The 20,351-nt window shown below is 71.3% G+C and carries 24 protein-coding genes; 15 read left to right on the top strand and 9 right to left on the bottom strand.

Annotation, left to right across the window (positions count from 1 at the left end; translation table 11 throughout):
- The first annotated feature begins 45 nt into the window (after positions 1–45).
- Genes ACFYWX_RS00930 through ACFYWX_RS00885 form a run of 10 tightly spaced genes read left to right on the top strand, consistent with a single transcriptional unit; the run spans position 46 to position 5,458 of the window.
- The gene (locus tag ACFYWX_RS00930) at positions 46–444 is read left to right on the top strand and encodes a gas vesicle protein (RefSeq protein WP_389421879.1); all 399 of its coding nucleotides are present in this window, start codon (positions 46–48) and stop codon (positions 442–444) included.
- A gap of 58 nt (positions 445–502) precedes the next feature.
- Complete coding sequence (locus ACFYWX_RS00925) at positions 503–928, top strand: gas vesicle structural protein GvpA (protein WP_389421878.1); 426 nt, start codon at positions 503–505, stop codon at positions 926–928.
- Complete coding sequence (locus ACFYWX_RS00920) at positions 925–1,695, top strand: GvpL/GvpF family gas vesicle protein (RefSeq protein WP_389421877.1); 771 nt, start codon at positions 925–927, stop codon at positions 1,693–1,695. The genes ACFYWX_RS00925 and ACFYWX_RS00920 overlap by 4 nt, the downstream gene beginning before the upstream one ends.
- Positions 1,696–1,702: 7 nt before the next feature.
- Positions 1,703–1,966 carry a gas vesicle protein GvpG gene (locus ACFYWX_RS00915; RefSeq protein ID WP_389421876.1) on the top strand — a complete coding sequence of 88 codons (264 nt, stop codon included), beginning with the start codon at positions 1,703–1,705 and terminating at the stop codon, positions 1,964–1,966.
- Positions 1,963–2,679, top strand: a complete 717-nt coding sequence (locus ACFYWX_RS00910; RefSeq protein ID WP_389421875.1) for a DNA primase — start codon at positions 1,963–1,965, stop codon at positions 2,677–2,679. The genes ACFYWX_RS00915 and ACFYWX_RS00910 overlap by 4 nt, the downstream gene beginning before the upstream one ends.
- Positions 2,679–3,797, top strand: a complete 1,119-nt coding sequence (locus ACFYWX_RS00905; RefSeq protein WP_389422159.1) for an SRPBCC family protein — start codon at positions 2,679–2,681, stop codon at positions 3,795–3,797. The genes ACFYWX_RS00910 and ACFYWX_RS00905 overlap by 1 nt, the downstream gene beginning before the upstream one ends.
- Positions 3,794–4,213: a gas vesicle protein gene (locus ACFYWX_RS00900; RefSeq protein WP_389421874.1), complete on the top strand. Its 420-nt coding sequence runs from the start codon at positions 3,794–3,796 to the stop codon at positions 4,211–4,213. Before ACFYWX_RS00905 ends, ACFYWX_RS00900 begins: the two co-directional genes overlap by 4 nt.
- Positions 4,210–4,992, top strand: a complete 783-nt coding sequence (locus tag ACFYWX_RS00895; RefSeq protein WP_389421873.1) for a GvpL/GvpF family gas vesicle protein — start codon at positions 4,210–4,212, stop codon at positions 4,990–4,992. The genes ACFYWX_RS00900 and ACFYWX_RS00895 overlap by 4 nt, the downstream gene beginning before the upstream one ends.
- A complete protein-coding gene (locus tag ACFYWX_RS00890) occupies positions 4,989–5,177 on the top strand; it encodes a gas vesicle protein (RefSeq protein ID WP_006376647.1) in 189 nt (62 codons plus the stop codon). The genes ACFYWX_RS00895 and ACFYWX_RS00890 overlap by 4 nt, the downstream gene beginning before the upstream one ends.
- Entirely contained in the window at positions 5,174–5,458 is a 285-nt protein-coding gene (locus ACFYWX_RS00885; protein ID WP_389421872.1) for a gas vesicle protein K, read from the top strand. Before ACFYWX_RS00890 ends, ACFYWX_RS00885 begins: the two co-directional genes overlap by 4 nt.
- Before the next feature lie 80 nt (positions 5,459–5,538).
- Here ACFYWX_RS00885 and ACFYWX_RS00880 read toward each other — a convergent pair whose 3' ends face one another.
- A complete protein-coding gene (locus tag ACFYWX_RS00880) occupies positions 5,539–6,354 on the bottom strand; it encodes a class I SAM-dependent methyltransferase (protein ID WP_389421871.1) in 816 nt (271 codons plus the stop codon).
- A gap of 127 nt (positions 6,355–6,481) precedes the next feature.
- Entirely contained in the window at positions 6,482–7,969 is a 1,488-nt protein-coding gene (locus ACFYWX_RS00875) for a bifunctional phosphatase PAP2/diacylglycerol kinase family protein (RefSeq protein ID WP_389421870.1), read from the bottom strand.
- 79 nt (positions 7,970–8,048) lie between these two features.
- On the opposite strand from ACFYWX_RS00875, the gene ACFYWX_RS00870 reads away from it, so the two are divergent.
- Together ACFYWX_RS00870 and ACFYWX_RS00865 are read left to right on the top strand one after the other, a co-directional pair.
- Positions 8,049–8,705 (top strand): histidine phosphatase family protein, encoded by a 657-nt coding sequence (locus ACFYWX_RS00870; protein WP_389421869.1) that lies wholly within the window; start codon positions 8,049–8,051, stop codon positions 8,703–8,705.
- Between the two features lie 58 nt (positions 8,706–8,763).
- Complete coding sequence (locus ACFYWX_RS00865; protein ID WP_389421868.1) at positions 8,764–10,383, top strand: ATP-binding cassette domain-containing protein; 1,620 nt, start codon at positions 8,764–8,766, stop codon at positions 10,381–10,383.
- Between the two features lie 125 nt (positions 10,384–10,508).
- On the opposite strand, the gene ACFYWX_RS00860 is transcribed toward ACFYWX_RS00865, so the two are convergent.
- Positions 10,509–11,612 carry a Vms1/Ankzf1 family peptidyl-tRNA hydrolase gene (locus ACFYWX_RS00860; RefSeq protein ID WP_389421867.1) on the bottom strand — a complete coding sequence of 368 codons (1,104 nt, stop codon included), beginning with the start codon at positions 11,610–11,612 and terminating at the stop codon, positions 10,509–10,511.
- 56 nt (positions 11,613–11,668) lie between these two features.
- On the opposite strand from ACFYWX_RS00860, the gene ACFYWX_RS00855 reads away from it, so the two are divergent.
- Positions 11,669–11,983: a DUF6158 family protein gene (locus ACFYWX_RS00855; protein ID WP_389421866.1), complete on the top strand. Its 315-nt coding sequence runs from the start codon at positions 11,669–11,671 to the stop codon at positions 11,981–11,983.
- Between the two features lie 56 nt (positions 11,984–12,039).
- Here the strand turns inward: ACFYWX_RS00855 and ACFYWX_RS00850 are convergent, their stop codons facing one another.
- The 4 genes from ACFYWX_RS00850 to ACFYWX_RS00835 form a co-directional block, all read right to left on the bottom strand.
- A complete protein-coding gene (locus tag ACFYWX_RS00850) occupies positions 12,040–14,148 on the bottom strand; it encodes a catalase (RefSeq protein WP_389421865.1) in 2,109 nt (702 codons plus the stop codon).
- Positions 14,148–14,690: a type 1 glutamine amidotransferase domain-containing protein gene (locus tag ACFYWX_RS00845; protein WP_389421864.1), complete on the bottom strand. Its 543-nt coding sequence runs from the start codon at positions 14,688–14,690 to the stop codon at positions 14,148–14,150. The genes ACFYWX_RS00850 and ACFYWX_RS00845 overlap by 1 nt, the downstream gene beginning before the upstream one ends.
- A 233-nt stretch (positions 14,691–14,923) precedes the next feature.
- On the bottom strand, positions 14,924–15,337 hold the full coding sequence (locus ACFYWX_RS00840) for a CBS domain-containing protein (protein ID WP_389422158.1): 414 nt from the start codon (positions 15,335–15,337) through the stop codon (positions 14,924–14,926).
- A gap of 23 nt (positions 15,338–15,360) precedes the next feature.
- The gene (locus ACFYWX_RS00835) at positions 15,361–15,762 is read right to left on the bottom strand and encodes a DUF2795 domain-containing protein (RefSeq protein ID WP_389421863.1); all 402 of its coding nucleotides are present in this window, start codon (positions 15,760–15,762) and stop codon (positions 15,361–15,363) included.
- Between the two features lie 417 nt (positions 15,763–16,179).
- Between ACFYWX_RS00835 and ACFYWX_RS00830 the strand changes: the two genes are divergently transcribed.
- Positions 16,180–16,359, top strand: a complete 180-nt coding sequence (locus tag ACFYWX_RS00830) for a hypothetical protein (protein WP_389421862.1) — start codon at positions 16,180–16,182, stop codon at positions 16,357–16,359.
- Here ACFYWX_RS00830 and ACFYWX_RS00825 read toward each other — a convergent pair.
- Complete coding sequence (locus ACFYWX_RS00825; protein WP_389421861.1) at positions 16,307–18,109, bottom strand: thiamine pyrophosphate-requiring protein; 1,803 nt, start codon at positions 18,107–18,109, stop codon at positions 16,307–16,309. The genes ACFYWX_RS00830 and ACFYWX_RS00825 overlap by 53 nt on opposite strands.
- Positions 18,110–18,354: 245 nt before the next feature.
- Between ACFYWX_RS00825 and ACFYWX_RS00820 the strand changes: the two genes are divergently transcribed.
- Positions 18,355–19,149 (top strand): RNA polymerase sigma factor SigF, encoded by a 795-nt coding sequence (locus ACFYWX_RS00820; RefSeq protein ID WP_389421860.1) that lies wholly within the window; start codon positions 18,355–18,357, stop codon positions 19,147–19,149.
- Positions 19,150–19,191: 42 nt separating this feature from the next.
- Here ACFYWX_RS00820 and ACFYWX_RS00815 read toward each other — a convergent pair whose 3' ends face one another.
- Complete coding sequence (locus ACFYWX_RS00815) at positions 19,192–20,310, bottom strand: GAF domain-containing protein (RefSeq protein WP_389421859.1); 1,119 nt, start codon at positions 20,308–20,310, stop codon at positions 19,192–19,194.
- Between the last annotated feature and the right edge of the window lie 41 nt (positions 20,311–20,351).

The following is a 20,351-nucleotide window of genomic DNA, read 5'->3' as shown; positions in this document are numbered from 1 at the left end:
AGGTTTGGCCAATGGCCAAGCGGCCACCCGAAGGAAGAGGTGGCCATGTCGAACACAAGGAACACACCACAGGCACAGGATTCACGGAATCGCCGAAGTCGCGACGAGCGGCATCACGAACCCCGCGAATCCCGGAACCCCGAACGTAAGGAAGAGCGCGTGGCGGACGACCGGCCCAGCCCCATGGAGGTGCTGCGCAACGCGCGCGCCCAGTTCGCGGAGCTGACCGGCAAGGCCGCCGAGAGCGTGTCGTCCTTCGAGCAGACGGAGGACGGCTGGGCGCTGGAGGTCGAGGTCCTGGAGCTGCCTCGCGTGCCCGACACGATGAGCCTGATGGCGGGCTACCAGGTCGACCTCGACCCGCAGGGTCAGCTCACCGGCTACCGGCGCGTTCGCCGATACGAACGCGGGCGGGCCGACTCACACCGGCCCGGCGGCCGCTAGGTCGCCCACCCGCGACACAGACAGCTCACGAATCCACGGACAAGGAGGCAGGGTCGGCATGACCGTTGTCCCGGCACAGCAGACCGGCGGCGGAGGCGGCAGCAGCGGTCTCTACGACGTACTGGAGCTCATCCTCGACAGGGGGCTCGTGATCGACGCGTTCGTGCGGGTGTCCCTGGTGGGCATCGAGATCCTCAAGATCGACGTACGGGTCGTCGTGGCGAGCGTCGACACCTACCTGCGCTTCGCCGAGGCGTGCAACCGCCTCGACCTCGAGGCCGGTCCGCGCAAGGACCCGGGCCTGCCCGACCTCGTCGGCGAGATGACCGAGTCCGGCGCGCGCGGCAAGTCCAAGGGGGCGCTGACCGGCGCCGCCGAGACCATATCCGGCGCCTTCAAGGAGGCACGTGAGGAGGGCCAGACGGAGTCCAGGCCACGTGCCCGCAAGTCCACGGCGTCGCGCCGGAAGGAGGAACAGGAGTGAGCACGTACGTCTACGGCATCACTGCCGCCTCCCACCCCTCGCTGCCCGAGGACATGGGTGGCGTCGGGGATCCGGCGCGCCCCGTGCGCGTGCTGAAGGAAGGCGAGCTGGCGGCCGTCGTCAGTGACGCGCCCGAGAACCTGCGGCCCAAGCGCAGGGAGCTGCTCGCCCACCAGAACGTGCTCGCCGAGGCGGGCGGGGGCGGCGTGGTGCTGCCCATGCGGTTCGGCAGTCTGGCCCCGGACGACGACGCCGTCACCGGGGTGCTGGCCGAACGCGCCGACCACTACCAGGAGCGGCTGCGGACGCTGGACGGCAAGGTCGAGTACAACGTCAAGGCCACGCACGACGAGCAGGCCGTGCTGCACCGCGTGATGTCCGAGAACCCGGAGCTGCGGGCCCTGGCGGAAGCCAACCGTGAGGCGGGCGGCGGCACCTACGAGCAGCGGCTTCAGCTCGGCGAGATGGTGGCGGCCGCGGTCAAGGCCCGCGAGTCCGAGGACTCGGTGGATGTGCAGCACACGCTGGAACCGGCCGCCGCCGCGGTGAGCGTCGGCCCCGAGTCCACGGGCTGGCTGGCCAACGTGTCCTTCCTGGTGGAGCGCGACTCGTCCGAGACGTTCCTCGCCGCGGTGGAGCAGGTCCGCAAGGGCCACCCCCACCTCGATCTGCGGGTCAACGGCCCGCTGCCGCCGTACAGCTTCGTCGAGCCCGGCCCCGCCGAGCCCGCGGGCAGCACGGCCGGCACCGACAGCGCGGAGGAGTGAGTGAGTGATGGGACTCATCTCGGAGGTGCTGCTGCTGCCGTTCGCACCGGTGCGCGGCAGTGCGTGGGCGATCAGACAGGTGCTGAACGAGGCGGAACGGATCTACTACGACCCCGCCACGGTCCGGGCTGAACTCTCCCGTCTGGAGGAGCGGTTGGAGGCGGGCGAGATCGACGAGGACGAGTTCGACCGCCAGGAGGACGAGCTTCTCGACCGGCTGGAGATCGGCCTGGGCGGGGGCGCGGGAACAGGCGAGGTGACGGCACGATGAACCGAGTGGGACTGGGCCTCGCGCTAGGGGCCGGATACGTCCTCGGACGTACCAAGAAGATGAAGCTGGCCATGGCAGTGGGTTCCCTCGTGGCCGGCAAGAAGCTGAACCTGACCCCGAAGGGCATCGCGGACCTGGTCTCCCAGCAACTGCAGAACAACCCGCAGTTCAAGGAGATCGGCGACCAGATGCGCCAGGACCTGCGCGGGGTCGGCAAGGCGGCTTCGGGCGCCATGGTCGAACGCCAGATGAGCGCGCTCGCCGACCGGCTGCACGGCCGTACCGACCAGGTCCGCGACCAGCTGGCGGGCGCCGTGCCGGGCGAGTCGGAGCCCGAGGACGAGGAGGAGCCGGAAGAGGCTACCGCAGAGGAGGAGGCCCCCGAGGAGGAGGCCCCCGAAGAGGACGAGGCCTCCGCCGAGGACGAGGAGGAAGACGAGGAGGAGGCCCCCGAAGAGGACGAGGCCTCCGCCGAGGACGAGGAGGAAGACGAGGAGGAGGAAGAGGAAGAGCCGGAGCCGCCGCGCAAGGAGGCGGCGAAGAAGGCCGCCAAGAAGGCGCCCTCGAAGAAGAGCGCGGCGAGCAAAGCCCCGGCCAAGAAGACGGCGGCCAAGAAGACCGCCACGAAGAAGACGGCCGGCAGGAAGACGGCATCGGCAGGCGGCGGAGCCCGCCGGGCCGGCGGCCGACTGCCGAAGGGCGGCGGTGCATGATGACCGAGACTCTCGGAAACGCACGGGACGGGGCAGGCAAGGCGACCGGCAAGGCGACGGACAACCCCCTCACCGGACTGGCCCAGAGCGAGGCCGCCGACCGGCTCAAGGCGGAGCTGCAGGAGTACCTCGCCGCCCAGGCCCAGCGCGTGCTGGTCGGCGCGGGCCGCAAACTCGGCGAGACCACGGTCAAGCTGACCGACATCGCCGAGGGCAAGAGCCCCGGCCTCGCCAAGCTCGCCCTCGACGGCGGCCGCAAGCTCGCGGAGGGCAAGGGACCCCTGCGCGCGGCGTTGGAAACCGGCGCCACCCACATGAAGGACAAGGCGATGGGCGCGCTCAAGAACCTCGGCGGCGGCAAGGGCAAGCGCAAGGGCGGAGGAGGCCAGCAGCCCACCGTCATCATGGAGTCCATCGACGTCGGGGTGGACCTGCGGACCGCCTACGACCAGTGGACCCAGTACCAGGACTTCAGCACCTTCGCCAAGGGCGTCAAGAGCGCGAACCGCACCGACGACATCGACTCCGACTGGAACCTCAAGGTGCTCTGGTCCAGCCGCAGCTGGAAGGGCCACACCGGCGAGCAGATCCCCGACGACCGGATCTCCTGGACGTCGGAGGGCGCCAAGGGCACCACGAGGGGCGTCGTCTCCTTCCACCGGCTCGCCGACAGCCTCACCCGCGTCCTGCTGGTCATCGAGTACTACCCCTCGGGCTTCTTCGAGAAGACCGGCAACATCTGGCGCGCCCAGGGCCGCCGGGCCCGGCTCGACCTGAAGAACTTCGCCCGTCACATCACGCTCAAGGGCGAGGCGGAGGACGGCTGGCGCGGTGAGATCCGCGACGGCGAGGTCGTCAAGAGCCACGAGGACGCTGTGGCGGAGGAGGAGCAGGAAGAGGAGCAGGAGGACTCCGAGGCCCGGGACGAGGAGGCGCCCGAGGAGGAGGAAGAGGAGGAGTACGAGGACGAGGAGGAAGGCCCCAGCGCCGAGGACGAGAGCGGCGAGTACGACGAGGAAGAGGCGCCGGAAGCGGAAGAAGAGGAAGAGGAGGAGCCGGAGGAGGAGTACGAGTCCCAGGATGAGGACGAGTACGCCGACGCCGGGAGCCGTCGATGAGCATGCCCAGCAGAATGCCCGAGCCGTATCCCTCCAGCAGCGGCGCCAACCTCGCCGACATCCTGGAGCGGGTGCTCGACAAGGGCATTGTCATCGCGGGCGACATCCGCATCAACCTGCTGGACATCGAGCTCCTCACCATCAAGCTCCGCCTCATCGTCGCCTCCGTCGACAAGGCGAAGGAGATGGGCATCGACTGGTGGGAGGACGACCCCGCGCTGTCCTCCCGAGCCCGCCGCAACGAACTCGCCCGCGAGAACGCCGAACTGCGTGAGCGGCTCGCCCGGCTGGACCAGTTGGAGACCGGCCGCGCCGACCGTGCCGAGAAGGTCGAGCGTGCCGAGACGGCCGACCGTACCGAGACGGCCGACCGTACCGAGACGGCCGACCGGGCCGAGAAGAAGGAGGCCCCATGACGGGACTGCGGTACGTGTACGCCGTCTGCCGCCCCCTCGGCGCGCCGCTGCAGGCCGAACTGACGGGCGTGGTCGGCGCCCCGGCCAGGATGCTGCCCCATCACGGACTGATCGCCGTGGTCAGTCATGTGCCGGAGCGTGACTTCGCGGAGAAGCCGCTCCACGCCCACCTGGAGGACCTCGACTGGCTGTCCGACACCGCCAGGGCCCACCAGGGCGTGATCGACGCCCTCACCGTCGTCACCACGCCGCTGCCGCTGCGGCTCGGCACCGTCTTCCGGGACGACAGCGGCGTACGTGTGATGATCGAGGCGCGCGAGGACGAGTTCCGGCGCACCCTCGACCGGCTGGAGGGGCGCGTCGAGTGGGGCGTCAAGGTGTACGCCGAACCGGAGCCCGAGCAGACCGAGCAGCCGGCCGAGAAGGCGGCCTCGGGCCGGGACTACCTGCGGCAGCGGCGCCGGCACGTCCGGGCGAACGAGGACATGTGGCAGAAGGCGGAGGAGTTCGCGACCCGCCTGCACGAAAAGCTGTCCGCGTACGCCGAGGACTCCAAGCTGCACGCACCCCAGAACGCCGCCCTGTCCGGGGTCTCCGGACGGAACGTGCTGAACGCCGCCTATCTGGTGCCGCGGCGCGATTCCGAGGAGTTCGTGGAACTGGTGGACCGTACGAAGGACGACACGAGGGCCGAGGCCTCCGGAATGCGCGTGGAACTCACCGGCCCCTGGGCGGCCTATTCCTTCGCCGGCGAACTCACGGAAGGCGCGGAAGAGTGACCGTCGTCGAACGCCGTGAGGTCGCCCTCGTGGACCTGCTGGACCGGCTGCTGGCCGGCGGCGTCGTCATCACGGGGGACATCACCCTGCGCATCGCGGACGTCGATCTCGTCCGCATCGACCTGAACGCGCTGATCAGCTCGGTGAACGAACAGGTTCCTTCGCCGTGGGGGGAATTGACGTGACCGAACGCCGCAACAGGATGGATCTCGAACCCGACACCGTGGAGCGCGATCTCGTCAAACTCGTCCTCACTGTCGTGGAGTTGCTGCGTCAGCTGATGGAACGGCAGGCCGTGCGCCGGTTCGACTCGGGCGAGTTGTCCGAGGAGCAGGAGGAGCGGATCGGGCTCACCCTGATGCTGCTCGACGACCGCATGACCGAGCTGCGCGAGCGCTACGGGCTGCGGCCCGAGGACCTGAACCTGGACCTCGGGCCGCTCGGTCCCCTGCTTCCCCGGGAATGACCACGCCGGAATGACCACGCGGGAATGACCACGCGGGAATGACCACGCGGGAATGACCACGCGGATTCCGGCGGATCGGGCTACTTCCGGCCGAGGATCTCTGCGTGCAGGACGCTGAACCAGCCGTCCTCACGCTCCCCCCACTCCCGCCATGCCCGCGACACCGCCCGCAGTTGCTCCTCGGTCGCGTGCGCGCTCTCCGTGGCCCGTCGCGCGTACTCCGACGCGAGCGTGCGGTCGGCCCACAGCCCGCTCCACCACGCGCGTTCGTCAGGTGTGGCGAACGTCCAGGTGCTGGAGGTGGCCGTGATGTCCGTGAACCCCGCCGCCAGCGCCCATGACCTCAGCCGGCGTCCGGCGTCCGGCTCACCGCCGTTGGCACGGGCCACCCTGCGGTACAGGTCCAGCCAGTCGTCCATCCCCGCCGACTCGGGGTACCAGGTCATCGCCGCGTAGTCCGAGTCGCGGACCGCGACGATCCCGCCGGGCTTCGTGACCCGCCGCATCTCGCGCAGCGCCTGCACCGGGTCGCCGACGTGCTGCAGCACCTGGTGGGCGTGGACCACGCAGAACGTGTCGTCCGGGTAGTCGAGGGCGTGGACGTCGGCGACCGCGAAGTCGACGTTCGTCAGGCCCCGCTCGGCGGCCGTGGCCCGCGCCCGGCCGAGGATCCCCTCCGCGTGGTCGACACCGGTGACGTGTCCCTCGGGTACCAGAGCGGCCAGGTCGGCCGTGATGGTGCCCGGACCGCAGCCGACGTCCAGGATCTTCATGTGGGGCTTCAGCGAACCGAGCAGGTACGCCGCCGAGTTGGCGGCCGTCCGCCAGGTGTGCGAACGCAGTACGGACTCGTGGTGGCCGTGCGTGTAGACGGCGGTCTCCCGCGCTTTCGGCATGGCTGTGCCCTTCTCCTCGTACCGGACCCCAGGCTCCGAAGAGCCCGGGGCGACATGCTTCACGGTACGCGAGCAGCCGAATACTGAGACAGTTTGTTTTGCTATGTGGACTGACGGAGTGTCAATTCTATGCCAGGGGCCGGTACACCGTCAGCGCCTGCGGCAGCTTCTCCAGCGTCACCTCGCCCTGCACCTCGGTGACTTCGCCGTCGTGCGCGAGGAGTGTGCCCGGTGCGACGCCGTTCAGCCGCAGCCGGCCGACCTGGACCGCCGCATGGGCGGGGGAGCGGGTCAGCGGGCCCGCGACGGCGGCCGCGAACAGCCGCAGCGCGGGCCTGCGCCCGCCGTGCACCACCCGGACGTCGAGCTTCCCGTCCGCCAGGTCGACGCGGCGACCGGGAGCGAGCCCCATGCGGTGGTACGTGCCGTTGCCCGCGAACAGCAGCCACAACGGGTGGGGACGGCCGCCCACTTCGGCCTGAAGCGGATGACGGTCGGCGCGCAGCACCCGCAGGGCCGCCAGCACCCCGGCCGGCCAGCCCCCGATCCGTTTCGAGAAGCGCTCCCGCTCGCGCACCAGCTCCGGATAGACGCCCAGGCTGCAGGTGTTGAGGAAGACGCCCTGCCGGTCCCCGCAGGTGAACCGGCCCAGGTCCACCCGCACGCCCTCGCCGCCGCGCACCGCCCGCGCCAGGTCCCGTACGTCCTCCACGCTCAGGTCGTGGGCGAAGTGGTTGAGGGTGCCGCCGGGCACCACGGCCAGGGGCAGCCCGCGGCGCAGGGCGACCTCGGCGGCCGTGTTCACCGTGCCGTCGCCCCCGCACACACCGAGCACCCGGGCGCGGGCCGCCGCCCTCTCCAACTCGCCCCGCACGTCCTGCGGTTCGCACTCCACGACCTCAGCCAGGGGCAGCGCGTCCCGCAGCGCCCGCACCCGGTCGGCGGTGCCCGCGCCGGTGTTGGCGACGACCACCAGGCCCTCGCCGTCGGGCAGCACCGGCACCTCGGCGCGGGGCCGGGCCGACGAGGCGATCTGGGCGCGTGTCGGCACCATGGCCCGTACGGCGAACGCGGCGCCCGCGCCCAGAGCGGCCCCCGCGAGGACGTCGCTCGGGAAGTGCACGCCCGTGTAGACGCGGGACATCGCCACCGAGAACGCCACCGGAGCCACCACCGCGCCCCAGGCCGGGGACTCCAGGGCCACGCCGGTCGCGAAGGCCGCCGCCGACGCCGAGTGCCCCGAGGGGAACGACGTGGTGATCGGCTGCCGCTTCAGCTGACGCACCAGAGGCACCGGGTCCAGGACGGGCCGGGTGCGGCGCACCGAGCGCTTGCCGACGGTGTTGATGGTCAGCGAGGCCAGGCTCAGGGAGGCGAGCCCGCGGGCGGCGGCCCGGCGGGCCCGGGGCGTGCGGACCGCCGCCACCGCGGCCGCCGTCGCGAACCACAGCACACCGTGGTTCGCGCTCCGGCTCAGCCGCGGCAGGACGCGCTCGGCACCGGGCCAGCGGCGCTCGGCGGCGAACTCGAACACCCGGCAGTCCAGGGCGAGCAGCCGGTCACGAAGGGGATGCGGTCCGGGCTTCGGCACGGTGAGGTCGACGTCTGGGCTCATATCGTGGCGGGTACCCTGAAGTGGCCGTTTCTTGTCCGGGCGTCACGTCCGGGGCGTCAACCGCACAGAGGATCACCGCATGCGCCTGCTGCTCGTCCGCCACGGCCAGACCCCCACGAACGTGGACTACCTCCTGGACACCGCCGTGCCCGGGCCGGGCCTGACCGCCCTCGGCGAACAGCAGGCGGCGAAGCTGCCCGAGGCCCTCGTCGGCGAAGACATCGAGGCCCTCTACTCCTCCACCCTGGTCCGCACCCAGCTCACCGCCGCCCCGCTGGCCGCCGCCCGAGGCCTCGACGTCCTCGTCCGGGACGGCATCCGGGAGATCTCCGCGGGCGACCTGGAGATGCTGCCCGGCGAGTCGAAGGAGGGCGAGCTCTACATGCGGACCGTGTTCGCCTGGGCGGCCGGGGACACCGCGCTGCGGATGCCGGGCGGGGAGAGCGGCGCCGAGGTCCTCGCGCGCTACGACGCCGTGGTCGCGGAGGCCGCCGCGAGCGGGGCCCAGGCGGTCGCCCTGGTCAGCCACGGCGCGGCGATCCGCATGTGGTCGGCCGCCCGCGCGGACAACGTCGACGTGCCGTTCGCCGCCGCGCACCGCCTCGACAACACCGGCGTGGTGGTCCTGGAGGGCTCGCCGTCCGACGGCTGGAAGGCGCTGTCGTGGGCGGGCGCGACGGTCACCCCGGCGGGCGAGGGCGGCCCGGCCGGACGGCCACTGGACGCCACCGAATGAGAGTCTGCCCGGCATAAGAGTTTGCCCGGCCGGTCCCTGCGCCGCAGAATGCGTCCTCATGGGACATCTGGAAGCCGCGCACCTCGAGTACCACCTCCCCGACGGGAGGACCCTGCTCGGCGATGTGTCCTTCCGGGTGGGCGAAGGCGCCGTCGTGGCGCTCGTCGGACCCAACGGCGCCGGCAAGACGACCCTGCTGCGGCTGATCTCCGGCGAACTGAAACCGCACGGCGGCACCGTCACCGTCGGCGGCGGGCTCGGTGTGATGCGCCAGTTCGTGGGCTCCGTACGGGACGAGACGACCGTACGCGACCTGCTCGTGTCCGTCGCGCCGCCCCGCATCCGCGAGGCTGCCAAAGCCGTCGACGAGGCCGAGCACGCCATCATGACCGTCGACGACGAGGCCGCCCAGCTGACGTACGCGCAGGCCCTCGCCGACTGGGCCGAGGTGCGCGGGTACGAGGCCGAGACGCTGTGGGACATGTGCACGATGGCCGCGCTCGGGGTGCCGTACGACAAGGCGCAGTTCCGGGAGGTCCGCACCCTCTCCGGCGGCGAGCAGAAGCGGCTGGTGCTGGAGGCGCTGCTGCGCGGCACCGACGAGGTGCTGCTCCTCGACGAGCCCGACAACTACCTCGACGTGCCCGGCAAGCGGTGGCTGGAGGAACGGCTGAAGGAGACCCGCAAGACGGTCCTGTTCGTCTCCCACGACCGTGAACTCCTCGCCCGCGCCGCCGAGAAGATCGTCTCCGTCGAACCGGGGCCGGCCGGCGCCGACGCCTGGGTGCACGGCGGCGGCTTCGCCACCTACCACGAGGCCCGCCGTGAACGCTTCGCCCGCTTCGAGGAGTTGCGCAGGCGGTGGGACGAGAAGCACGCCCAGCTGAAGAAGCTGGTGCTGAACCTCCGTCAGGCCGCCTCCATCAGCCATGAGCTGGCCTCCCGCTACCAGGCCGCCCAGACCCGGCTGCGCAAGTTCGAGGAAGTGGGGCCGCCGCCCGAGCCGCCGCGCGAGCAGGACATCACCATGCGCCTCAAGGGCGGCCGCACCGGCGTACGGGCCGTCACCTGCACGGGACTTGAGCTGACCGGCCTGATGAAGCCCTTCGACCTGGAGGTCTTCTACGGCGAACGCGTCGCCGTCCTCGGCTCCAACGGCTCAGGCAAGTCGCACTTCCTGCGCCTGCTCGCCGGTGACGACGTGACGCACACGGGGGAGTGGAAGCTCGGCGCGCGGGTCGTCCCCGGCCACTTCGCCCAGACCCACGCCCACCCCGAACTCCAGGGCCGCACCCTCCTGGACATCCTGTGGAAGGAGCATGCCCAGGACCGGGGCGCGGCCATGTCCCGGCTGCGCCGCTACGAACTGACCCAGCAGGCCGAGCAGAGCTTCGACCGCCTCTCCGGCGGCCAGCAGGCCCGCTTCCAGATCCTCCTGCTGGAACTGCAGGGAGTCACCGCCCTGCTCCTCGACGAGCCGACCGACAACCTCGACCTGGAGTCCGCCGAGGCACTCCAGGAGGGCCTGGAGGCCTTCGACGGCACGGTCCTCGCCGTCACCCACGACCGCTGGTTCGCCCGCTCCTTCGACCGCTACCTCGTCTTCGGCAGCGACGGCCACGTCCGCGAGACCCCGGCGCCGGTCTGGGACGAACGACGCGTGGAACGGGCCCGCTAGCGCCCGGGGGTCTTCCTGGGGCGTGTGAGGACAGCCGGGTGCGGGGGCCGGCGTGGAAGCCGGCCCCCGCGGGGGCTGCGGTCGGGCGGGGCGTCTTCGTGGCCGCGCGCCGAGGGGCTCGGGCGTCACTTCCAGCGGAGCAGCGCGCCGAGGCCGCCCACCGGGGCCTCCTCGGCCGCTGTGGGGACGGCGAGGGCGGGGGCGTCCGTGGCCACCGCGCAGCGCACCAGGGCATCGTCGGCGCGGGCCGCCCAGGAGTGCTGCTCGCCGAGGGCCTTCAGCTCCGTACGGCGCACGGCGAGCTGGTCCGGGTCCTCGCCGATCCACACCTCGCGGTGCGCGTCCGGGCCGTCCGTGCGGATCAGCAACTCGTCGATACGGTGCTCACGCGCCGCCTCGACCAGCGCGGGCACGCCCTCGACCGCACCGGAGCGCCCCTCGGCGTCCGGGGCGCGGGCAGCCAGGAACCGCTCCAATTCGGTCTCCGTCCGCCGGCGCACGTGCTCGGCGCGGGCCTCCTCCACCTCATCGTCGAGAAGCCTGCTGCCGGTGCCGTGGGCACTCTCGACCGCCCGGTCGTGCAGCCGCTGCGGCAACCGCTCGTGCACGGACCGTCGCTCCCGGTCGTCACCGACCAGGATCAGCAGGTCGGCCCGTGTCTCCTCCTGGCAGACGGTGAGCGCGTCGGCGATCTCCGCCGCGTTGTGCTCCCAGGTGTTCTCCACCTTCAGCTGGAAGTGCCGCTCCGACCAGTCGACCGTGGACGTGCGGTGCACAGGCCACTGCCGTCCGGTGACCGACCCGGCCTTCTGGCTGCCCAGCGCGGTGCGCAGCTCGAAGTCGGCGCCCCTGCGGTCGATGTACGCCACCACGCAGATCGGCTCCTGGTCGGCCAGGTCCAGCAGGGGCGTGACCCTCGGCAGGGGCGCCCACTCGGCCCAGCTGCCCTCCGGGGCCTTGGCCAGCGGCGGATCCAGGACGACCTGGCCCGCGCGGGCGAACAGGGCCCGCCCGTGTGGCTCCGGGGAGTGCCGCAGGTCCTCCACGGCGTCCTCCACGGCCCGGCAGGTGGCCTCGTCGGCGCCCTGACCGGACAGTTCCCTGGCCAGCGCGGCGGCTGTGAGATGCCGTTCGTGGGGCGTGCTCTCCGTGTGACGGGAGGTGTCGACGTACACAGAGGCCCAAGGGCCGGAATGTTCGTAGAGTGGATGCAGAAAAGCGAGATCCATGGCTCCCTCCCAAATACCGCTCGTGGGTAGTGCTCCCGGGCGGGTACCCGAACCGCATGAACGAACACGACGAGCGGGACATCGCGATGACCGGAGTCGACCCCGACCGGCTGGACGACCAGCAGCTCATGAAAGAGCTGGAGACGATCCACCGCACACGCCACGACACCCTCCTGCACGGCTCGAACGACGCACTGCGGGCCCACAACGAACGCATGGCGCAGCTGGAGGGCGAGTACCTGCGCCGCAATCCGCGCCGCTTCGTCGCCCAGGGCCGCACCCGCGAGGGCGCCCGCGAGCGGGGCAGGGAACAGCACGAACTGGTGGGCAAGTGGGGCCGGAGAACGACGAACGGCCCCGGCGGGAAGTGAACCCACCGGGGCCGCACGAGCCAGTGGCCCGGTGACCCGGCCGCGGACCGGGTGACTCAGCCGCGCACCGGTGGCCGGTCCCGGTGCCGGTGCTGGGCGATCGCGTCCACGAACGCCTGGATGAACTCCGCGCTCGCGGCTCCCGGCGAGGTGTCCGTCACGACACCCCGGTCGCTCAAAGCGCGGTGGAACTCGGTCGACACCGCTAGCCCCTCGGGCTCCAGCGCCGCCACCACGCCCACGCCGGAGCCGAGCGCGCCGATGGGCTTGCCGTGCCGGTAGGCGTCCCGTACGAAACGCATCGCGTCCGGGTCGGCCGCCGCCGGCGGAGTGTCCAGCGGCCCGCCGGGCACGAGGACGGCGTCGTACAGCACGGAGGCGACGGTCGGCAGTGCGCGGTCGACCGCATACTGTTCACCGTCGGTACCCGTCACGGTGCCGTCCGTATCCGCCAGCGCCTCCACGATCGCCCCCTCGGCGGCCAGTGCCTCCCGCGCCGAGGTAACCTGTTCGGCGTCCACACCATCGCTGACCAGCACCGCGATCTGCCGGGTGCGGATCGAGCCGTCGCCGTGCAGTGACTCCGCGTCGAGGCTGAGGGCGGGGGAGGCGAGCTTGTACGCCGCCTGACTCCCGGAGGGTGCGGGTATCCCGACGCCCCGCGCCACCGCCGCCGCCAACTCGCCGTCCACCTTGGCCAGTTCCTCGACCGTACGGGCCCGGATCGTCCGCGCGTCGACCTTGCCCAGCTCGAACCGGAACGCCTCGACGATGTGCTGCTTCTCCCAGTCCGTCATGCTGTTCCAGAACAGCGCCGCCTGGCTGTGGTGATCCTTGAAGCTCTCGCTGCGCTGCCTGATCTTGTGCCCGTCGACCCGCTCGGCATAGTGCCGGTAGGCCTCGGGGTCGCCGCCCGCGTGCGCCGGGCAGCCGCCGCCCAGGGAGTTCGGGAAGTAGTTCGTGCCCCGGTGGATCGTGCCCTGGTGGTAGCCGTCGCGCTGGTTGTTGCGTACCGGCGCCACCGGCCGGTTCACCGGCAGCTGCGCGAAGTTGGGGCCACCCAGCCGGATCAACTGCGTGTCCAGGTAGGAGAAGTTACGGGCCTGCAGCAGCGGGTCATTGGTGAAGTCGATGCCCGGCACCACGTTCGCCGTGTGGAAGGCGACCTGCTCGGTCTCCGCGAAGAAGTTCTCCGGATTGCGGTTCAGCACCATCCGGCCGACCGGCCGCACCGGCACCTGCTCCTCCGGGATGACCTTCGTCGCGTCGAGCAGATCGAAGTCGAAGGCGAACTCATCCTCCTCCGGCACCAGTTGGACGCCGAGCTCCCACTCCGGGTACTCGCCCGCCTCGATCGCGTCCCACAGGTCGCGCCGGTTGAAGTCCGGATCGCGGCCCTGGCACTCCTGCGCCTCGTCCCACACCAGCGAGTGCACGCCCAGCTTCGGCTTCCAGTGGAACTTCACGAACGTGCCTTTGCCGTCCGCGTTCACGAAGCGGAAGGTGTGCACGCCGAAGCCCTGCATCATGCGGTAGCTGCGCGGGATCGCCCGGTCCGACATCAGCCACATGATCGCGTGCAGCGTCTCCGGCTGGAGCGACACGAAGTCCCACAGCGTGTCGTGCGCGGACGCGCCGGTGGGGATGTCGTTGTGCGGCTCCGGCTTCACCGCGTGCACGAAGTCGGGGAACTTGATGCCGTCCTGGATGAAGAACACCGGGAAGTTGTTCCCGACCAGGTCGTAATTGCCCTCCGACGTATAGAACTTGGTCGCGAAACCGCGCACGTCCCGCACGGTGTCCGCCGAGCCCTTCGGGCCCTGCACCGTCGAGAACCGCACGAACACCTGCGTGCGCACCGACGGGTCCTGGAGGAAGGCCGCCCGGGTGAACTCCGCGCAGGACTCGTACGGTTCGAAGTAGCCGTACGCGCCCGCCCCCCGGGCGTGCACCACCCGTTCCGGGATCCGCTCGTGGTCGAAGCGGGTGAGCTTCTCCCGGAAGTGGAAGTCCTCCATCAGCGTCGGACCGCGCGCGCCGGCGGTCAGTGAGTCGTCGGTGTGGTCGACCACCACACCCTGGTCGGTGGTCAGGGGCCCGTCGGCCGGGTCGGCCGCCCGGAAGGCCTCGCGCTGCTCCTGCGTGCGCTCGTCCGGGGAGGACATCAAGCGGCCTCCTGCGCGAACACGTCGAGATACGCCTCGCAGAACGCCTTCAGATCGTCCGGCTTGCGGCTGGTGACCAGCTTGTTCGGTCCGTGGTCGCAGATCTGCACCTGTTCGTCCACCCAGGAGCCGCCCGCGTTGCGGATGTCCGTCTTCAGGCTCGGCCACGAGGTCAGCACCCGGCCCCGTACGACGTCCGCCTCGACCAGCGTCCACGGGGCGTGGCAGATCGCGGCGACCGGGCGGCCCCGCTCGAAGAAGGCCTGGACGAAGGCGACGGCCTTCTCGTCCATGCGCAGGAAGTCCGGGTTCGCCACCCCGCCCGGCAGGACTAGCCCGCCGAAGGACTCCGCCGGCACCTCACCGACGACCTCGTCCACGGGGAACGTGTCCGCCTTGTCCAGGTGGTTGAAGGCCTGGATCTCGCCGGGCCGCGTGGACACCAGCACCGGCTGGTGGCCCGCGTCCTTGGCGGCCTGCCAGGGGTCGGTGAGCTCGACCTGTTCGACGCCCTCGGGTGCCGTCAGAAAAGCGATGCGCATACTGGTCAACGTCCTTTCGGTCATCGGCTTTCCGTGGCACGCCAACGGGCCGCGTCGCCCTTGGCGCGCCTGTTCTTCTTCCTGGCCGTACGCAGGCAGCGCAGCAGCTCCTCGCCGTACGGCAGGGCCACGCAGGCGCCGATCGCGACCGCGATCCCCGCGCGACAGCGGGCGCCGGCGCGGCACCAGGCGCCAGGCGTGCGGATCGCCCCGTCCCCCGCGGGCCGGCGACTTCACCTGGTCGCGCGGCCCCGGGCGTCCGGATCGGTCCGGCTGATGTCGGCGAGTGCCGAGTCCGGGTCCCGCGCCAGCGCCAGGTCGCCCAGGCTGACGATGCCGACGGGCCGGCCGTCCTCGACGACCGGCAGCCGTCGTACCGCGTGCTCCCGCATCAGTTCCACCGCGGTCTCCGCCGCGTCGTCCGGGCCGACCACGACCGGGCGCGGGGTGCACACGGCCTCGGCGGGCACCGCCAGCGGGTCGACGCCCTCGGCGACCGCGCGCACCGCGATGTCACGGTCGGTGAGCACGCCGACGACCCGCCAGTCGTCGGCGACGAGGACGTCCCCGATGTCCTGCGCCCGCATCAGCCGGGCCGCCTCGACGAGTGAGGCGTCGGGGCGCACGGTGACCACGCCCGGCGTCATCACGTCGCGCACGCGCTCCCTCCTCACCGCGAGCCCTCCTGCCCGCCCGAACCGGGCGTGGTGAGCGCCTCCGCCAGGGCCTGGACGTTGGGGTAGCGCGTCGAGCGCGGCAAATCCCGCACCGCGTCGACCAGGTCGTCCGGAGCGTTCTTACGGCGCAGGACGCCGGTCAGCTCGCTCGGGCTCGCCGGGAAGGAGCTGCGGCCCAGGATGCGGGCCAGCTCCAGGCGCACCGACTCCAGGGAGGCGTGCGAACTCCCCGGCGCCACCGGTCCGCGCCAGATCTCGGGGTCGTCGTCGGCGGTCGGCTCCGGGTCGTTCCACTCCTCGGTCCGCGTGGGGTGCCCAGACCTGAGCAACCCCTGCAGTTCGTGCTTCATCTCTTCGTCCCGGTGGACGCTCAGCCGGTCGCTGCCTCGCTGCATGTCTCCCTCCAGAGCTTCGGGGGTGGGCCACCGCGTACCCGAGGAGCGGACGCCGACACGGGGATTGTCGGCCGGATCGACACGGGGATCGTCGGCCGGTTCGACATGGGGATTGTCGGCCGGTTCGACATGGGGATCCGGGGTCGGCTCCACGCCCGGCTGATGGCCGGATCCACACGCGGCCGATCGGCTGGATTTGCACGTCGTCCGCCGGGCGGATCCACACGTCGTCCGCCGGGCGGATCCACACGTCGTCCGCCCGGGGGAGCGACCCGGGGCCCGCCAGGCCGAGCGACCCGGGGCCCGCCGGGCGCATCGGCGTGAGGTCCCCCGTCCGGATCAACGTGGGGTTTGTCCGTCCGATCGGGGGAGACCCGGATCACACCCCCCACGGTCCCACCTGGGGAAGGACGGACGATGGAGCTGCTCGCTGTGCTCATCCCGGTCCTGATGCTCGGCATCGTGCTGGCACTGGGCCGTTACGAGGAGATGCTGCTGCCCGCCGAGAAGGAGGCGACGCGTCTCGCGCCGCCCCCGGCGCTGCCTACTTCTCCTTCTTCTCCCGCCCCGGCAGGAACTCCTGCACCTTCGCCTTGAGTCCCTGCCGGACCATCGAGGTTCGGTCCGCGTCGCCCTTCAGGATCGACGCGGCCGTAGCCTCCATCTGCTCCCAGCTCGCGTGCGGCGGGATCGGCGGCACGGCGGGGTCGGTGAGGAACTCCACCACCGCGGGCCCGTCCGCCTCCAGCGCGGTACGCCAGCCCGCCTCGACGTCCTCCGGCTTCTCCACCCGCACCCCGGTCAGCCCCAGGGAACGGGCGAACGCCGCGTACTGCACGTCAGGGAGCTCCTGCGAGGGCAGGAAGGACGGGGCGCCCCCCATGGCCCGCATCTCCCAGGTGACCTGGTTGAGATCGTGGTTGTTCCACACGGCGAACACCAGCCGCGGGTCCTCCCAGCGGTCCCGGTACTTCGCCGCCGTGATCAGCTCCGCCAGCCCGTTCATCTGCATCGCGCCGTCCCCGACCAGCGCGATCGCCGGCCGGTCCGGATGGGCGAACTTCGCACCGATGGCGTACGGCACCCCGCAGCCCATCGTCGCCAGCGTCCCCGACAGCGAGCCGCGCATGCCGGGCCTCATCGTCAGGTGCCGCGCGTACCAGTTCGCCACCGACCCCGAGTCCGAGGTGACGATCGCGTTCCCCGGCAGCAGCGGATCCAGTACGTGCGCCACGTACTCCGGGTTGATCGGGTCGGCCGACTGCTGTGCCCGCCGCTCCATCACCTCGCGCCAGCGCCGCGCGTTGTCGCACACCGTGTCGTACCACTCGCGGCCGCGCTCCTCGCCCCGGATCATCGGGATCAGCCGCTTCAGCGTCGCCTGCGCGTCGCCGACGAGATTCACCTCGTACGGGTAACGCATCCCGATCATGTGCGGATCGATGTCGATCTGCACGCCCCGCGCCTTGCCGAACTCCGGCAGGAACTGCGTGTACGGGAAGGACGAGCCGATCGTCAGCAGGGTGTCGCAGTCGCGCATCAGCTCGTACGACGGGCGGGTGCCCAGCAGCCCGATCGCGCCGGTGACGTACGGCAGTTCGTCGCTCAGGGCGTCCTTGCCGAGCAGCGCCTTCGCCACGCCCGCACCGAGCAGTTCGGCGAGCTGCTCCACCTCCCGCCGGGCGCCGGCCGCGCCCTGACCCACCAGGATCGCCACCTTGTCACCGGAGTTGAGGACCTCCGCCGCCCGCCGGAGGGACTCCTCGTCCGGAACCGCCGTCCACGTGCTCTGGTCCAGGCTGGACGGCACCATCTTGAACTCGTGCGTGGGCGGCGAGTAGTCCAGCTCCTGCACGTCCCCGGGGATGATGACCGCCGTGGGGGCGCGGCGCGCGTACGCGGTGCGGATCGCCCGGTCGAGGACGTTCGGCAGCTGCTCGGGGACCGTCACCGTCTCCACGAAGTCGGAGGCGACGTCCTTGAACAGCGTGTGCAGGTCCACCTCCTGCTGGTACGAGCCGCCCATCGCCGTGCGATGCGTCTGGCCGACGATCGCGACCACCGGAACGTGGTCCAGCTTCGCGTCGTACAGGCCGTTGAGGAGGTGGATCGCGCCGGGTCCTGACGTCGCCGCACACACGCCCAGACGGCCGCTGAACTTGGCGTAGCCGACCGCCTCGAACGCGGCCATCTCCTCGTGGCGGGACTGGATGAAGCGCGGCTGGTCCTCGGCCCGGCCCCAGGCGGCGAGCAGCCCGTTGATGCCGTCACCCGGATAGCCGAAGACACACTCCACACCCCACTCGCGTAGTCGTTCGAGGATGTGGTCGGACACCTGCGTGCTCATACGGACCTCCCGGTCGTGACATGCGTCCTGGCACGGTGCCGAGTCACCCCCGCCGCGAACGGAAAACCTGCGGGGGAGTTTGCGGGCAGGGGCGGGGGGCAGGCGCGGAACCAGTGCTTCGGACAGGAGGCACGTCCGTGGGAGAGCGGTGCTTTCTACAGCCCCCGGCACATCTGTCCGGGCTGTGCGCACGCCCACGGTGACCGTCCACCCAGAGCACCCTTCCAAGGGAGATGCGACGCACCATGCGAAACCGAGCGAGCGCGAAGCAGCACCCCCACGACGACGCCCCCGACACCTCGGAGGCGTTCCGCAGGCTCGCCGCGCTCCCCCCGGGCCAGCAGCGCGACACCCTCCGAGACCAGATCATCGAAGCCTGGCTGCCCATGGCCGAACGGCTCGCCGGGCGCTTCCGCAGCCGCGGCGAGAGCTACGAGGACCTCCGCCAGGTCGCCTACCTCGGTCTGGTCAAGGCCGTCGACCGCTACGACCCCGAGCGCGGCAACGCGTTCGAGAGCTACGCCGTGCCCACCGTCACCGGTGAGATCAAGCGGCACTTCCGCGACCACATGTGGACCCTGCACGTACCGCGCCGGGTCCAGGACCTGCGCAACCGCGTGCGGTTCGCCTGCCAGGAACTGTCCCAGTCCGTCTCCGACCGCCGGCCCAGCATCGCCGAGATCGCCGCGCACGCGAACATGACCGAGGAAGACGTCAAGGTCGGTCTTGAGGCGCTGGAGAGCTTCACCGCGCTGTCTCTCGACGCGGAGCTGCCGGGCAGCGAGGACGGGTACTCCCTCAGCGACGCGCTCGGCTCACCCGATCCGGCGTTGGACACGGTCGTGGACCGGGAGGCCGTCAAGCCGCGGCTCGCCGCGCTGCCCGAGCGGGAGCGGACGATTCTCTACATGCGCTTCTTCGGGGACATGACGCAGAGCAGGATCGCCGAGCAGCTGGGGATCTCGCAGATGCATGTGTCGCGGCTGATCAGCCGGTGCTGCGATCGGTTGCGGGACCAGGTCATGCACGACGTGGCGTGAGGCATTGGGAGCCTTAGGGGTGCGGGTGACTTCTCGGCACCCCTACGCGGATCGGCCGAGCGTCAGTGCGATGTGACGGGCGATCGTGTCCAGGGTCTGGGCCTCCGCCAGTGAGAACGGGGGGCGGGAGCCGCAGCGGAAGAGGGTCAGGACGCCGAGCACGGTCTCCTCGGCCTTCAGGGGTACGCACACCAGTGACGTCACGTTGGCCGTGACGAGGAACGGGGTTCCGGTCGCGTCCTGGCCGAAGGACTTCGGGTCCTCGGGGCGGATCTGGAGTGAGGTGATGCCGCTGCGGGCCGTTTCGACGACCAGGGGGTTGTCGATCGGGTCCTGGCCCGAGAGCGCGGCCGCCTCCTGTTCCGAGGGGGCGAAGGTGGCCGCGCGCGAGAGTCTGAGCCGTCCCGCGTCGGCGATGACCCAGTCGGCGAAGCGGGCGTGCAGGACGCGGGCCGCGCCTTCCAGGACTGCTTCGTGGTCTCCGGGCGGGGCGGTGAGGAGGCTCGTCGTCATCGCGTCGAGGAGGTCCATGAGGGTCGCGTGGCGAGTCGCCTCGGTCAGGTCGGGGGCCTGGGCGGACGGCCTGTCGGGTGCCGTCGGCGACTGGGCGCCGGCGGGCCGGAGCACCACGAGGACCGCGGTGCGGGGCTCGCCGGGCGGGTGGACGCCTGCGAGGGTGGCGTGGACCGGTACGGACGGACGTTGCTGGAGGTGGACGGTGAGGCTGCGGTCACCCTCGCCGCGGGCCACGGCGGCGGCCTGCGAGCGGAACGCCGCGCGGTCGGCGTGGGCCAGGAGCCCGGTCAGCGGGCGGCCCGTCGCGTAGCCGGCGCGGGCTCCCGTGAGGGCGGTCGCCGCGAGGTTCAGCCGCCGCACGACCGTCTCCCGGTCGATCAGCGCGACGGGTACCGGGACGCTCTGGAACACCGCGCGCAGCAACTGCTGCTCCTGACGGTCGGGAGGAGCGGTGCGATGCGTGCCCTCCGTGGACAGCCGCTCGTACCACGGCCACAACTGGCCCGCCACATGGTCGAGTTCGAAGATAGCCGCATCGAGGACGTTCGGCAGGTCGCCCACCGACACGGACCGTGAGGCCTTGAGTTCCGCGACCCGGCGCACGAAGTCCGCGAGTTCCTCACCGAATTCCTCCGTCTGCGTCATGCGACGAACCTAACCCGGTTTCCGTGGTGGGGTGTCGGGAA

This window comes from Streptomyces sp. NPDC002888, from assembly GCF_042888465.1.
In the GTDB taxonomy this organism is placed as follows: domain Bacteria; phylum Actinomycetota; class Actinomycetes; order Streptomycetales; family Streptomycetaceae; genus Streptomyces.
This window is presented reverse-complemented; position numbering and strand designations above follow the sequence as displayed.